Origin of the sequence: uncultured Sphingomonas sp., from assembly GCF_937859915.1 — a bacterium.
Lineage (GTDB): Bacteria > Pseudomonadota > Alphaproteobacteria > Sphingomonadales > Sphingomonadaceae > Solisphingomonas.
The window spans coordinates 32650-46765 of sequence record NZ_CALMAW010000080.1 but is presented as its reverse complement, the minus strand read 5'-3'; the positions used below and the strand labels follow the sequence as shown (position 1 = coordinate 46765).

General features: G+C 69.8%; 10 protein-coding genes and 2 pseudogenes (1 of these 12 cut by a window edge). 8 read left to right on the top strand and 4 right to left on the bottom strand.

Annotated features, from left to right (window positions below; genetic code table 11):
- The coding region (locus tag Q0326_RS10390; RefSeq protein ID WP_298689850.1) for a folate-binding protein at nt 1-651 on the bottom strand (651 nt) is incomplete at its 3' end.
- Between the two features lie 81 nt (nt 652-732).
- On the opposite strand from Q0326_RS10390, the gene pyrC reads away from it, so the two are divergent.
- Both pyrC and Q0326_RS10380 read left to right on the top strand, forming a co-directional pair.
- On the top strand, nt 733-1770 hold the full coding sequence (gene pyrC / locus Q0326_RS10385) for a dihydroorotase (protein WP_298689848.1): 1038 nt from the start codon (nt 733-735) through the stop codon (nt 1768-1770).
- Nucleotides 1771-1875: 105 nt separating this feature from the next.
- Nucleotides 1876-2514: a hypothetical protein gene (locus tag Q0326_RS10380; protein WP_298689846.1), complete on the top strand. Its 639-nt coding sequence runs from the start codon at nt 1876-1878 to the stop codon at nt 2512-2514.
- 131 nt (nt 2515-2645) lie between these two features.
- Here Q0326_RS10380 and Q0326_RS10375 read toward each other — a convergent pair.
- A pseudogene (locus Q0326_RS10375) lies at nt 2646-4401 on the bottom strand (ABC transporter transmembrane domain-containing protein).
- A 572-nt stretch (nt 4402-4973) separates the two neighbouring features.
- Here Q0326_RS10375 and phaZ point away from each other — a divergent pair.
- From phaZ to dgcA, 3 genes are all read left to right on the top strand, one after another.
- Nucleotides 4974-6197 (top strand): polyhydroxyalkanoate depolymerase, encoded by a 1224-nt coding sequence (gene phaZ / locus Q0326_RS10370; protein WP_298689844.1) that lies wholly within the window; start codon nt 4974-4976, stop codon nt 6195-6197.
- A 193-nt stretch (nt 6198-6390) separates the two neighbouring features.
- Nucleotides 6391-7917 (top strand): hypothetical protein, encoded by a 1527-nt coding sequence (locus Q0326_RS10365; protein WP_298689842.1) that lies wholly within the window; start codon nt 6391-6393, stop codon nt 7915-7917.
- An 18-nt stretch (nt 7918-7935) separates the two neighbouring features.
- Nucleotides 7936-8925, top strand: a complete 990-nt coding sequence (dgcA, locus tag Q0326_RS10360; protein ID WP_298689840.1) for an N-acetyl-D-Glu racemase DgcA — start codon at nt 7936-7938, stop codon at nt 8923-8925.
- A 75-nt stretch (nt 8926-9000) separates the two neighbouring features.
- On the opposite strand, the gene Q0326_RS10355 is transcribed toward dgcA, so the two are convergent.
- Nucleotides 9001-9531, bottom strand: coding sequence for an RICIN domain-containing protein (locus tag Q0326_RS10355; protein ID WP_298689837.1), 531 nt, complete (start codon nt 9529-9531; stop codon nt 9001-9003).
- Between the two features lie 393 nt (nt 9532-9924).
- Between Q0326_RS10355 and Q0326_RS10350 the strand changes: the two genes are divergently transcribed.
- Nucleotides 9925-11331 (top strand): amino acid permease, encoded by a 1407-nt coding sequence (locus Q0326_RS10350; protein WP_298689835.1) that lies wholly within the window; start codon nt 9925-9927, stop codon nt 11329-11331.
- Between the two features lie 96 nt (nt 11332-11427).
- Here Q0326_RS10350 and eda read toward each other — a convergent pair whose 3' ends face one another.
- Nucleotides 11428-12048, bottom strand: coding sequence for a bifunctional 4-hydroxy-2-oxoglutarate aldolase/2-dehydro-3-deoxy-phosphogluconate aldolase (eda, locus tag Q0326_RS10345; RefSeq protein ID WP_298689833.1), 621 nt, complete (start codon nt 12046-12048; stop codon nt 11428-11430).
- A gap of 179 nt (nt 12049-12227) precedes the next feature.
- On the opposite strand from eda, the gene Q0326_RS10340 reads away from it, so the two are divergent.
- Nucleotides 12228-13430, top strand: coding sequence for an efflux RND transporter periplasmic adaptor subunit (locus Q0326_RS10340; RefSeq protein WP_298689831.1), 1203 nt, complete (start codon nt 12228-12230; stop codon nt 13428-13430).
- A gap of 10 nt (nt 13431-13440) precedes the next feature.
- Nucleotides 13441-14116: pseudogene (locus Q0326_RS10335) on the top strand (multidrug efflux RND transporter permease subunit); it runs 2489 nt beyond the window's last position.

Sequence of the window (14116 nt, the reverse complement as noted above, 5' to 3'; positions counted from 1 at the left end):
GCCGAGGTCGGGATACCAGGCGCGCGCCGCCTCGCCGGGATCCGCGTCGGTCTCCAGCACGGCCAGCCGGCGGTTGACCTTCTGCCGCCAGTTCATCCGCGCGGTATTCTCCTGGCCGACATAGCAGCCCTTGGTGAAGCTGACCCCGCCCAGCTCGACGGCATTGGCCTCGAGCCACAGCGTCTTGTCCTGGCCGAGCTCGGCGACGCCTTCGGGCACGCCCAGACGCAGCCGATGCGCGCGATTGGCCTCGTCGGCCGGCTCCCCGCCGGGCGCCGCGAGCCAGCGCCGGCCGAGCGCGGGCAGGCGGGGGTCGGCGTCACCGGCCACGGCCCCGTCGGCCGACCAATGCACGCCGAGCGTCTCGTCGCGCGCGATCGTGATCGCGCGGCGCAGCCGGTACATGCTCAGCCGCTTTGCCAGCGCCTCGGCCTGCGACGCCTCGCAATCGACCAGCACCTCGTCGCCGTCGGGCCACAGCAGAAAATCCCACTGCGCCTTGCCCTGCGCGGTGAGCAGCGCCGCCCAGATCGGCCGGCCGCTGGCCAGCACCGCGGTGTCGTTGGTGACGAGGCCCTGCAGGAAGCCGGCGACGGCCTCGCCCGAAAGCCGGATCAGCGCGCGATGCGCGAGGAGGGTGGCGGTGGTCATGTCGGCAAGGTAGGGGGTTCCGCGCCACATTCCACCCGTTCGTGCCGAGCGACGACGATCCCAGCCAGCCAGGGCAGACGCATGACGACCCAGATCACGATCCGCCGCCCCGACGATTGGCACGTCCATCTGCGCGACGGCGACATGCTGCACGCGGTCGCGGGCTACACCGCGCGCCAATTCGCCCGCGCCATCGTGATGCCCAATCTGACCCCGCCCGTCGTCACCGTCGCGGCCGCGGACGCCTATCGTACGCGGATCCTGGCGGCGTTGCCGGCGGGCAGCGACTTCACCCCGCTGATGACCTGCTATCTCACCGACGATGCCGACGCGGCGGAGATCGCGCGCGGCCATGCGCAGGGCGTGTTCGCGGCGTGCAAACTCTATCCCGCCAATGCCACGACCAATAGCGCGCATGGCGTCACCGATATCGCCAGGCTCGCGGGCGTGCTCGAGACGATGCAGCGGATCGGCATGCCGCTGCTGGTCCACGGCGAGGTCACCGACGCGCAGGTCGACATCTTCGACCGCGAAGCGGTGTTCATCGACCGCATCCTCGCGCCGCTGGTCCGCGATTTCCCCGCGCTCAAGATCGTGCTCGAGCATATCACGACCAGCGAAGCGGTCGACTTCGTCACGGGCAGCGGGCCGCAGATCGGCGCGACGATCACGCCGCAGCACTGCATCATCAACCGCAACGCGATCTTCGACGGCGGCATCCGTCCGCACGCCTATTGCCTGCCGGTCGCCAAGCGCGAAGCCCACCGCCTCGCGGTGCGCGGGGCGGCGGTGTCGGGCTCGCCCAAATTCTTCCTGGGCACCGACAGCGCCCCCCACACGGTCGGCCGCAAGGAGACGGCGTGCGGATGCGCCGGGATCTTCAACGCGCCGTTCGCGCTCGAAAGCTATGCGCAGGTCTTCGAAGAGGAGGGCGTGCTCGACCGGCTGGAGGGGTTCGCGTCCGTCCATGGCCCGACCTTCTACGGTCTGCCGCTCAACGAAGGCCGTGTGACGCTGGAACGCGAGGCTGTGCCGGTACCGGCGGTGATCGCAGACGGCGGGATCAGCCTCGTCCCCTTCCATGCCGGCGAGACCGTGCGGTGGCGGTACGTCGGCTGAGCTGGCCGGACCGGGCAGGTCTCGCCCGGAATGAACCCGTCTCCGGCTTGACGCCCATGCCCGCGGCGTAATCTCCTCGGCCGCAGCGAGGCGGGGGCGGATCGCATGCGGTTTCGGATGGTCGGCGCGTTTCTGGGGCTGTGCGCGAGCGCCGCGGCGTTGCCGGCCGAGGATCTCGCGGTTCCGCCCCGCGCGCTGCTCGCGATGACGCCGGACGATTTCGCGCGCACCGCCAGCGTCAAGGACGATGCGCTCGAGGTCCGCGCGACGATCACCACCGAGCCCGGCTATCTCGAGCGCCATGGCCTGCTCCGCATCGTGCAGAGCGACAATTTCCTGCGCGCCTTCGTCGACAAGACCAGCGGCCGGACCACGTTCCAGCTCTATCAACAGATCCTCTATGTCCGGCGGCTCTACAAATATTTCGACAGCGTCAATTACGAGACCCCGGCCGGGCCGCGGGCGGTCGAGACGATCAATCTCGGGCGCATCGAGCATTGTCTGCGCTCGGCGGTGCTCGTCGACCGCTGCACGCGGATCGAGAGCGTCGCGGTGCCGCTCGACGAGCCGCTGCTCAAGACGATCGCCGCCGGCTACGCGCCCGGCAATGCCGCGACCTGGCATTTCCGCTTCAAGGCGCAGTCGGGCGACGATTTCGACGGCGTGATGGTCCCCGCCGAGGTCGCGGGGCTGCTCCAGGCGATCGCGGACTATAAGCGGACGCATGGGCTGACGATGCGGTGACCCTGTATCGCATCGTTCCGATGCACGTCGGGATCGGGTCCACGCGCCGCGCCTGACGCCCTGGATCCCGGATCAAGTCCGGGATGACGTTGAGCCGGCTGTCCGCGCGGCGCGTCTCTTCGCCGCCGAGCCTAGGCCACCTCGAACTGCAGCTTCGCCAGCCGGGCGTAGAGCCCGCTGCCCGCAAACAGCTGCTCGTGCGTGCCCTGCTCGACGATGCGGCCTTCCTCCATCACGACGATGCGGTCGGCCTTGCGCACGGTCGCGAGGCGGTGCGCGATCACCATCGTGGTGCGGCCCTGCATGAGGCGATCGAGCGCGTCCTGGACGAGGCGCTCGCTCTCGGCGTCGAGCGCCGAGGTCGCCTCGTCGAGCAGCAGCAGCGGTGCGTCGCGGAGCAGTGCGCGCGCGATCGCGACGCGCTGGCGCTGGCCGCCCGACAGCCTGGCACCGCCTTCACCCAGATAGGTGTCGAGTCCATCGGGCAGCGCGTGCAAAAACGTCGCGGCGTTGGCGGCCTCGGCGGCGGCCCACAGCGCCGAGTCGTCGGCATCCCAATCGCCGTAGCGCAGATTGTCGCGCGCCGAGGCCGCGAAGATCACCGTGTCCTGCGGCACCATCGCGATCCGCTTGCGGACGAGCGCGGGATCGGCGTCGGCCAGCGCTACGCCGTCGAGCAGCACGCGCCCGGCCTGCGGATCGTAGAAGCGCTGCGCGAGCTGCAGAAGCGTCGACTTGCCCGCCCCCGACGGGCCGACCACCGCGACGGTCTGGCCGGCTGCGATGTCGAGCGTGACGTCGTCGAGCGCGGCGATCTCGGGGCGGGTCGGGTAGCGGAAGGTGACATGGTCGAACTGGAGCCGCCCGGCGCCCGACGCCGGCAGTGCGACCGGATGTGCGGGGGCACGGATATCGGCCTCGGCGCCGAGCAGTTCGCTCAGCCGGCTGGCCGCGCCGGCGCCGCGCAGCAGGTCGCCATAGACCTCGGCGAGGCTGCCGAACGAGCCCGCGACGATGCCGCAGGTCGCGACGAAGGCGGTGATCGCGCCGCCGGTCATCCGGCCATGCGCGACGTCGAGCGCGCCTTGCCAGAGGATCAGCACGATCGCGCCGAACATCAGCCCGATCACCAGCGCGGTCATCACCGCGCGCAGCGCGATGCGGCGGCGCGCGGTGCCGAACACCGCCTCGACCGCGCCGCGGAAGCGGGCGGCCTCGCGGCCCTCCTGCCCGAACGCCTGGACGATCCGCATCGCGCCCAGCGTCTCGGTGGCGAGCGCGCCGACGTCGGCGATGCGATCCTGCGAGCAGCAGGATCGGCAGCAGCACCAGCGGCATGCCGATCACCATCAGCGCCGCCAGCTTGACCGACAGCGTGAACAGGAAGATCAGCCCGCCCACCATCGTGAAGCTCGAGCGCAGCGCGACCGAGACGGTGGTGCCCACGACCTGCTCGATCAGCGTGGTGTCGGAGGTGAGGCGCGAGGCGATCTCGGACGGGCGATTCTCCTCGAAGAAGCGCGGCGACAGCGTCAGCAGATTGGCCTGCACCGCGATGCGCAGGTCGGCGACGACGCGCTCGCCCATCCAGGCGACGAACCAGAAGCGAATGGCGGTCGCCAGCGCCAGCGTCGCGACGATCATCAGCAGATAGTGGAAGGAGGTGGTGACGCCGTGCGGGTCGACCCCCGAGGAGAAGCCGCGATCGATCACGCGCTTGAGCCCGTAGGGGATGCCGAGCGTCGCCGCCGAGGAGACGCACAGCGCCGCCAGCGCGGCGGCGATATGCCCCGGATAGCGCAGCGCGCGCGTCCAGACGATCCGGAGGTTGCCGAGACGCCGCTCGCGCGGATCGGTCGGGGCGGCGGGTCGAGGGGGGCGGGCCATGCCGCGATCTAGCATCCTGCGCGGAGCCGCTCAATCGCGGCGCGCGCGGCGGAGCGGCCGCGCTTTCCGCCGTCCGTCATCCTGACGACGGTCAGGATCCAGACGCGCGGCGATCAAAGGTCGGGTGCGGCGTGTCTGAATCCCGAACCACGTTCGGGATGACGAGAGGTTTGGGGGCCAGCCCGCCACCTGGCTCGTCCGTCATCCTGACGAAGGTCAGGATCCAGACGCGCGGCGTTCGAAGGTCGGGTGCGGCGTGTCTGGATCCCGAACCGAGATCGGGATGACGGGACGTTTGGGGGACGTCCCGTCACCGGCCCCTACCGTCACCGGCCCTGTCCGTCATCCTGACGAAGGTCAGGATCCCGACGCGCGGCGTTCGAAGGTCGGGCGCAGCGTGTCTGGATCGCGAACCGAGTTCGGGATGGCGAACCGGGCGGACGCCGGACTGTCCCGCAACCGCATCGCGCACCTGCTTTTTTTGCAAGTGCGAACACCCCATATTGCTTTAGAAGGTCGTTCAGCCGTTCCGTGCTATCGGGCAGGATGCACGCGGCCCGCGGGAGATCGATTTGCTCTACGATGCCTATGAGTTCCAGCGCAATTGGTTGACCGGGGCGAGTTTTCTCGCGGACATGGGCAAGGGCTGGTTGCAGAATCCCGCCAATCCGCTCGGCCGGACCAGCTTCGGCCCGATGATCGCCTCGGGGCTCGACGTGTTCGCGCACGCCTCGCAGCCGCGCGGCAAACCCGAATTCGGCTTCGAGAGCACGATCGTCGACGGCAGGACCGTCACCGTGTTCGAGGAGATCGTTCTGCGCAAGCCGTTCGGCCAGCTCAAGCGCTTCACCCGCGAGGGCATCACCGATCAGCCCAAGCTGCTGATCGTCGCGCCGATGTCGGGCCATTATGCGACGCTGCTGCGCGGCACCGTCGAGCGGATGATGGCGAGCCACGAGGTCTACATCACCGACTGGCGCGACGCCAAGGCGGTCCCGCTCGACGCCGGGCGCTTCGATCTCTCCGACTATATCGACTATGTCATCGACTTCCTCGCCGAGATCGGCCCCGGCGCGCATGTGCTCGCGGTGTGCCAGCCCTCGGTGCCGGTCTATGCCGCGACCTGCCTGATGAACGCGGACAAGCATCCCTGCCGCCCCGCGACGCTGACCATGATGGGCGGCCCGATCGACACGCGCGAGGCGCCGACCGCGGTCAATACGGTCGCGACGCAGCGTCCGCTTGCCTGGTTCGAGCAAAATGTCATCGCGACGGTGCCGTTCAACTATGCCGGCGGCGGGCGGAAGGTCTATCCGGGCTTCCTGCAGCTCGCCGGCTTCATGGCGATGAACCTCGGCAACCACATGATGAGCCACTACCGCATGTATCAGCAGCTGGTCGATGGCGACGGCGAGAGCGCGGATGCGACCAAGGCTTTTTATGAGGAATATCGGTCGGTCTGCGACATGACCGCCGAATTCTACCTGCAGACGATCGAGGATGTGTTCCAGCAGCACAAGCTGCCCAAGGGCGAGCTCATGTACCGCGGCCGGGTCGTCGATCCGGCGGCGATCACCGACACCGCGATCCTCGCCATCGAGGGCGAGAAGGACGACATCTCGGGCGTCGGCCAGACCCGGGCGGCGCTGACCATCGCCACCAGCCTGCCGGCGGAGAAGAAGAAATATCATCTCGCCGAGACGGTCGGCCACTACGGCATCTTCAACGGCCGCCGCTGGCGCGAACAGATCGCCCCCGTGCTCGAGCAGTGGATCGCGGAGCATGCGCAGGGTTGAGCCGGGCATGACGGACGAGATGGGGGTGGCGCCTGAGCTGCGTCTCATACCTCCCCCGGAGGGGGAGGGGGACCACCCGCAGGGTGGTGGAGGGGTGGACCACGCCTCCGACGGGTGGCGCATGTTCCGGGCCTCGGATACCCCTCCACCATTCGCTTTGCGAACGGTCCCCCTCCCCCTGCGGGGGAGGTTTTTGGGTTTCGCGCTCGCGGCCTTCGCGACGCCCGCTCTCGCTACCGTCGCCCCGCCGCCGCACGCGGCGACCCCTTCTGCCACGCTCGACGCCACCGTCGCCAAGGCGCTGCCGCTCGCCCAGGCGAACGACTGCAAGGCCGTGCTCGCGCTGCTCGATCCCGCCGTCGCAGGCGGTGCTGGCGCAGGCACCCCCGGCCGCTTCTCCGCGCAGCTGCTGCGGCTGCCCTGCCTGCCGGGCGCGGGGCGCTTTGCCGAGGTCGCGCCGCTGCTCGCCGAGCTGCGCGCGCAGGCGCCCGACAATGCGATGCTGCGCGGCTACCAGATCCTCAACGACGTCGACGCCGGCCGCATCCCGCAGGCCGCCGACGAGCTCGCCGCCGCCGCCGACCAGCGCTCGACCGCGCTCACCCTCATCCCCGGCGAGCTGTGGCGGCAGGTCGCGCAGGCGCTGACCATCGCCGGCGACACCACGCGGCGCGACCGTACCGCGCTGGCGCTGGCGCTGGCCGACTGGGACCCGAGCGACCGACCCGATCTCGCCGAGACGCTTGCCGCCGACGCTATCGGCGCGCTGCTCGACACGCACGCGACCGAGGATGCGCGGGCGCTGCTCGACCGGATCGACAAGCCCGAACTGCTCTGGGAGATGGCGATCGAGCGGCGCTATGCCGCGCTGTGGCCCGACATCGAGACGCGCATGGGCCCAGCCGGGGGCACCGCGATCGACGGCTATGCGCGCACCGCGCTCGACGCCTATGCCAATGCGCCGCAGGACGTCCATGCGACGCTCGACGCGGCGCAGGCGTTCGGCGATCTCGGCCGCTTCGACGACGTCAGCGTCACCGCGGCGGCGACCAAGATCGCGCCCGGCATGAGCGAGGACCAGATCGACCTCGTGCTCGCCGATGCCGACGCGCAGGCCGCCGCCGGGCACCGCGACGCGGCGCTTGCACGGTTGCGCCCGTTCGCGACCGCGGACCTGTCGAAAATGCCCGAGGCCGCGGGCGCTCTGATCGGCTTCGCCGAGCAGCTCGACGAGGCCGGGCGCTTCGACGAGGAGCTCGCGGTCGCGACCGCGGGTCTCGCCGCGCAGCCGAGCTATCTCTCCGCCTTCGGGCTGGCCTGGCTGCGGCGCAACCAGGTCTGCGCGCTGGTCGGGCTCAAGCGCGGTGCCGAGGCCAAGATCGCCGCCGACGCGCTCAAGGCGGTCGCCGCGGACAACCAGGCCGCCGCGATCGAGGGGCTGCTCTGCGACGGGCGCGAGGCCGAGGCGGCGCCGATCGCGATCGCCGCGCTTGCCACCACCGAAGGCGCCGACCGGCTCGCCGACCAGTTCCAGCCCGACGCCGCGTTGCTGCCGCATGCGTCCTCGCGGCTGCGGCTGCTGTGGGCGAAGCTGCTGACCCGCGGGGACGTCAAGGCGGCGTTCGAGCGTGCCGCGCGGATCCTGCCCAAGCCCTATTGGCCGCTGGCGACACCGCGCGCATTGCCCGCGTCCGCCGGCGACTCCGCCTCCACCACCTGACCAGATGACGAGGATCGCATGACCGCAACGCGGCTCGCCGCGCGCATCGAACGCTGGCCCGTCGCGGGCGCGTTCGTGATCGCCCGCGGCGCCAAGACCGAGGTCGACGTCGTCGTCGCCACGCTCGCCGACGGCGACGCGCGCGGCCGCGGCGAGGCGACCGCGATCTATTATCATGGCGAGACCGCCGAGAGCGTGCGTGACCAGATCCTGTCGGTCGCCGGCGCGATCGCCGACGGGGCGTCGCGCGCCGACCTGCCCCAGCTGCTGCCGCGGGGCGCCGCGCGCAACGCGGTCGACACCGCGCTGTGGGAGCTCGATTCGAAGCGCTGCGGCGTGCCGGTGTGGCGGCTGGCGGGGCTCGCCGAGCCCAAGCCGCTGGTCACCGCCTTCACCATCTCGCTCGGCGAGCCGGCGAAGATGGAGGCGGACGCGCGCGCGGTCGCGGGCAAATATCCGCTGCTCAAATTGAAGCTGGCGGGCGAGGGCGATGTCGAGCGCGTCGCCGCGGTGCGCCGCGGCGCGCCCGCGGCCAGGCTGGTGGTCGACGCCAATGAGGCGTGGACCGGGCGCGACGTCGCCGCCGAGGCCGCGACGCTGCTCCCCTTCGGGGTCGAGCTGATCGAGCAGCCGGTCAAGGCGGGCGAGGACCATCTCCTCGACGGGGTGAAATCGCCGATCCCGCTCTGCGCCGACGAAAGCTGCCAGGACCGCGCCGATCTCGCGCGCTGCGTCGGCCGCTATGCCGCGATCAACGTCAAGCTCGACAAGGCGGGTGGCCTCAGCGAGGCGCTGGCGCTGATCCGCGAGGCCCGCGCGCAGAAGTTGAAGCTGATGGTCGGCTGCATGCTGTCGACCTCGCTCGGCGTCGCGCCCGCCTTTCTCGCGGCACAGGGCGCGGAATGGGCCGACCTCGACGGCCCGCTGCTGCTCGCGCACGACCGCCCCGACGGCTTCACCTTCGAGCGCGGGCGGATGTTCAACGCGCCCGGGAGTCTGTGGGGGTAGGGGACAGGAGGGCTGGTTGCCGCTGGAAGCGCGCAGGCCCGGCGGTCGATCTCGCCAGGCACAGGTCCATCGTCGCTAGGGGGTGACGCGTGTTCGGCTCGGCTGGAAATGCCACATCTGCCCGGTATAATTGCCGCACGGGGCGAGCCGGGCCTGATCGTTCTCCGGGCCGCCGTTGACGATGTCGAGGCACATGGCGGGCCCGCGGAATGCGGTGGTCAGTCGGTAAAACCCGCCTTGTTGGCTGATCGTCCAGAGCTGCCCGGTGTAGTTTCCGCAGGGCGCGAGGTGGACCATAGTGTCGAGGGCGCCGCCATTGACGACGTCCAGGCAGCGCGATTCGCCGCGAAACATCGTGGTCAGGCGCCAGGCGCCGCCGCCGGCCGGCATCAGGTGCCAGAGCTGGCCCGAGACATCATCCGCCGGAGCGAGATGCACGAAGTCGTTTCTGTCGCCGCCATTGACCACGTCCAACTGCATGTCTGGGCCGCGGAACTGCGTTGCCAGACGATAATAATAGCCCGTGTCGAACGACGGCGCTTGCGCCAGAACCAGTCCCGGACTCAGTATGGCCGACAAGCAGACAGCGTAATGTCCGATCCGCATATGTCCTCTCCATAGTATTGGCCGGTCTCTGATTCCGGGAACGCAATGACGGAGTCAATGGTGACGCGAGAGGGCGTCGCCGCCGCCACGAAAAACGCCGTGGTAACATGATCAGCAATGGATGAAGTCACGGTCCGGCTGCGCAGACGGGTTAGCTACCATCCACTCGACGATCTGCGCGGAAGCGCGGCAAACGCCGATTTGGCGATATGCAATCCGAATCCCGTTCGGATCGGCGGACGGCGGCCGGCGCGGCGATGTGGCGGCTTCCGCTGCGAACCGGTCCGCGCGAATCGATCTTCCAAAGCGCCATCCCGTCTGTCACGCTCGGGTCATGATCATCGCCAGCGACCGCCACCCCGCAGACATCATTCTCACCGCAATCGCTGCCCGATGACCTTCTGGGGCCCCCGCAAGCCGATCGAGCTCGTGCCGGTCGACGGCCAGCACGCGCTCCGCCGCACGCTCGGCTGGCCGCATCTGATGGCGCTCGGTGTCGGCGCGATCGTCGGCACTGGCATCCTGACGCTGACCGGGGTCGGCGCGGCGCTGGCCGGGCCCGGCGTGCTGCTGTCCTTCCTGATCGCAGGCGCAGTGTGCGCGGCGGCGGCGCTCGCCTATGCCGAACTCGCGACGCTGATCCCGCAATCGGGCAGCGCCTACACCTATTCCTATGTCGCGGTCGGCGAGACGATCGCGTGGATCGTCGGCTGGAGCCTGATCCTCGAATATTCGGTGGTCTGCTCGACCGTCGCGGTCGGCTGGTCGGGCTATTTCACCGGGTTCATGGACGGCATCGGCTGGACCATCCCCAAGGCGCTCGCCACCGGCCCCTACGAACCCGGCGGCGTGATCAACCTGCCCGCGATCGCGATCATCGCGCTGGTCGCCGGGCTGCTGCTCGTCGGCACGCGCGAGTCGGCGACGCTCAACGCTTGGCTGGTCGGGCTCAAGATCGCGGCGCTCGCGCTGTTCGTGGCGGTGACATTGCCCGCGTTCAAGGCAGCCAATTTCCATCCGTTCATGCCGTTCGGCTTCTTCCAGCATGCCGGCCCCGACGGGGTGAAGCAGGGGGTGATGGCGGCCTCGTCGATCATCTTCTTCGCCTTCTACGGCTTCGATGCGGTGTCGACCGCCGCGGAAGAGGCGCGCGACCCGGGCCGCGACCTGACGATCGGGATCGTCGGATCGATGGTCGCCTGCGTGATTATCTATGTCGCGGTCGCCGCCTGCGCGATCGGCGCGGTGCCGGTGGCGCAGTTCGCGCAGTCCGCCGAGCCGCTCGCGCTGGTGCTGCGCACGATCGGCGCGTTCACCACCGCCAAGATCTTCGGCGCGGTCGCGGTGGTGGCGCTGCCGACGGTGATCCTCGCCTTCCTGTTCGGGCAGACGCGGATCTTCTTCGTGATGGCGCGCGACCGGCTGCTGCCCGAGCGGCTTGGCCGCGTCTCCCCGCGCAGCGGCGTGCCGGTGGCGGTGACGATCGGGACCGCGGTGATCGTGGCGGGGATCGCCGCCTTCCTGCCGCTCGCCGAGATCGCCGCGCTCGCCAATGCGGGAACGCTGTGCGCCTTCGTCGCGGTCGGCGCCTCGATGCTGATCCTGCGCCGCCGCGAGCCGGATCGCATGCGGGCGTTCCGCACGCCCTGGGCGCCGCTGGTCGGCTTCGTCGCGATCGCGGGCTGCCTGTACCTGTTCTGGAACCTGCCGCTCGGCACGCAGCTGCGCTTCTTCGCGTGGAACGCGCTCGGGCTGGTGGTGTATTTCGCCTATGCGCGGAAGCGGAGCGTGGCGAGATAGGTCTTCGGCGACCGCCGGGGGCAGGCCCGACGTCGCCTTGGCCGTCGCGCCTGCCCCACATCGCGGGCCTGGACCCCGGCGTGCGCCGGGGAACGGTTAGACGCGCAGCGCCGCCGCCGCTTCGGCGCGCTGGCGGATCGCAGCCTCGTCGAGCGTGCCCGAGGGCACCAGCCAGCTGCCGCCGACGCACAGCACCGCAGGCTCGGCAAGCCATTGCGGCGCCGACTCGGCGCTGATCCCGCCGGTCGGGCAGAAGCGCACGTCGCGGAACACCGACGCATAGGCCTTCAGCGCCTTCAGCCCGCCGACCGCCTCGGCCGGGAAGAATTTGAAGCGGGTGAGGCCGAGATCGAGCCCGGCCATGATGTCGGCGGCATTGGCGACGCCGGGCAGGAAGTCGATGTCGGCGGCCGCCGCCGCCTTGGCCAGCGGCGCGGTCAGCCCCGGCGAGACGATGAAGGTCGCCCCCGCCGCCTGCGCGTCGCCCAGCTGGCGGTCGTTGAGCACCGTGCCCGCGCCGACGATCGCGCCCGGCACCTTGGCCATCGCGCGGATCGCATCGAGCGCGACCGGCGTGCGCAGCGTGACCTCGAGCAGCGGCAGGCCGCCGGCGACGAGCGCCTCGGCGATCGGCACCGCGTCCTCGAGTCGGTCGATCACCAGCACCGGGATCACCGGCGCCTTGCGCATCAGGGCATCGACATCGGCCATGGTCATCTCCTAAATAGGCGGCGCCTGCCTAGCGTTGTCATCGGCGCGGCGGAAGAGGCCGCTGGCCATCCGCCGAAGGTGTATTTATGGTAATGTCGGTCCGGTCAATTCGGTACCGATCGGTAGAAAAAGCTTGCGCTGTTCCGATCGCGGGGTATTGCTGCGCCGCAATAGAGGAAAACCGGATGACCCGTACCGCCGCAGCCGTCGTTGCGCTTGCCCTGATCACTGGATGCTCGAAGGGCGCCGACAAGCCGCCGGCGCCGCCGCCGCCGCATGTCTCGGTCGGCCAGCCGCTGGTCCGCGACGTCGTCGATTGGGACGAATATATCGGCCGCTTCCAGGCGCCGCAGTCGGTGACGCTGAGCGCGCGGATCAACGGCGTGGTGACCCAGATCCTGTTCAAGGACGGGCAGGACGTGCGCGCCGGCCAGCCGCTCTTCATCATCGATCCGCGTCCCTATCGCGCCACGCTCGAGCAGGCGCAGGCGCAGATCGCCAGCGCGCGCGCGTCGCTCGCCAATGCCACCTCGGTCGCGGACCGCTCGGCCAAGCTCGTCGCCGTCCAGGCGGTCAGCAAGGAGGAGCTCGAGACCGACCAGGCGACCGTGCGTACCGATCGCGCGACCCTGCAGGCCGCGATCGCGGCCGCCGACAATGCCCGCCTCAACCTGTCCTTCACCACCGTCTATTCGCCGGTCTCGGGCCGCGTCTCGAGCCGCCGCGTGTCGCTCGGCGACCAGGTGACCGCGCAGTCGACCGTGCTGACCACGGTCGTGTCGCTCGATCCGATCTGGTTTACCTTCGACGGCGCCGAGAGCTTCTACCTCAAATATCAGCGCGAAGCACAGAAGGGCTCGCGCGGCTCGTCGCGCACCGCGCAGAATCCGGTCGATATCCAGCTCGCCGACGAGACCGACTATCCGCACCACGGCCGCATGGCGTTCGTCGACAATGCGATCGACCCCGGCTCGGGCACGATCCAGGCGCATGCCGTCGTGCCCAACCCCAACCACTTCCTCACCCCCGGCATGTTCGGCCGCGCCCGGCTGCTCGGTTCGGGCACCTACCGGGCGATGCTCGTCCCCGACGAGGCGATCGTGACCGACCAGACCCGCAAGACGGTGTTCGTCGTCGGGCAGGACGGCAAGGTCGTGTCGCGCGTCGTCCAGACCGGGCCCGAGGTGATGGGGCTGCGCGCGATCCGCGACGGCCTGGCACCCACCGAATTGGTCGTGCTCGACGGGCTCGCGATGCTCCAGCCGGGTACCAAGGTCGACGCGACCAAGATCGTCATCAAGCCGCGCTCGCAGGATGCCGGACCGTCGACGACCTCGGTGACGGTGCCGCAGGCCTCGACCGCCTCGGTATCCGGCTCGGCGAACTGATCGGACGCAGATGCGCTTCCCCCATTTCTTCATCGAGCGGCCGATCTTCGCGGCGGTGCTGTCGATCCTGATCGTAATCGTCGGGCTCGTCGCCTATCCCTCGCTCCCCGTCGGCCAATATCCCGACATCGCGCCGCCGACCGTGACGGTCTCGGCGACCTATCCCGGCGCCACCGCCGAGACGATGGCGGAGACCGTCGCCGTTCCGCTCGAGGAGCAGATCAACGGCGTCGAGCAGATGATCTACATGTCGTCTTCGTCGATCGGCGACGGGACGCTGACGATCACGGTCAGCTTCGCGCTCGGCACCGACGTCAACAACGCGCAGGTTCTGGTGCAGAACCGCGTTTCCGAGGCCGAGCCGCGGCTGCCCGAGGAGGCGCGCGAGATCGGCGTGACCGTGCGCAAGGCATCGCCCAACTTCCTGATGGCGGTGGCGTTCAGCTCGCCCGACCATTCGCTCGATCCGCAATATGTCTCCAACTATGTCGGCATCCAGGTCGAGGATCGCATCAAGCGCATCACCGGCGTCGGCAACGTCCAGGAAATCGGCGCGCGCGACTATTCGATGCGCGTCTGGATCGATCCCGATCAGGCCGCCGCGCGGAATCTGACCGTCGACGAGGTGATCGCCGCGATCCAGGGCCAGAATGCGCAGGTCGCGGCCGGCTCGATCGGTGCCCCGC

Bases quoted from the DNA above. Each gene is read 5' to 3' on its own strand.
- pyrC (WP_298689848.1), top strand. From the start codon at position 733: ATGACGACCCAGATCACGATCCGCCGCCCCGACGATTGGCACGTCCAT.
- eda (WP_298689833.1), bottom strand. From the start codon at position 12,048: ATGACCATGGCCGATGTCGATGCCCTGATGCGCAAGGCGCCGGTGATC.
- Q0326_RS10355 (WP_298689837.1), bottom strand. From the start codon at position 9,531: ATGCGGATCGGACATTACGCTGTCTGCTTGTCGGCCATACTGAGTCCG.
- Q0326_RS10350 (WP_298689835.1), top strand. From the start codon at position 9,925: ATGACCTTCTGGGGCCCCCGCAAGCCGATCGAGCTCGTGCCGGTCGAC.
- Q0326_RS10340 (WP_298689831.1), top strand. From the start codon at position 12,228: ATGACCCGTACCGCCGCAGCCGTCGTTGCGCTTGCCCTGATCACTGGA.
- Q0326_RS10380 (WP_298689846.1), top strand. From the start codon at position 1,876: ATGCGGTTTCGGATGGTCGGCGCGTTTCTGGGGCTGTGCGCGAGCGCC.
- dgcA (WP_298689840.1), top strand. From the start codon at position 7,936: ATGACCGCAACGCGGCTCGCCGCGCGCATCGAACGCTGGCCCGTCGCG.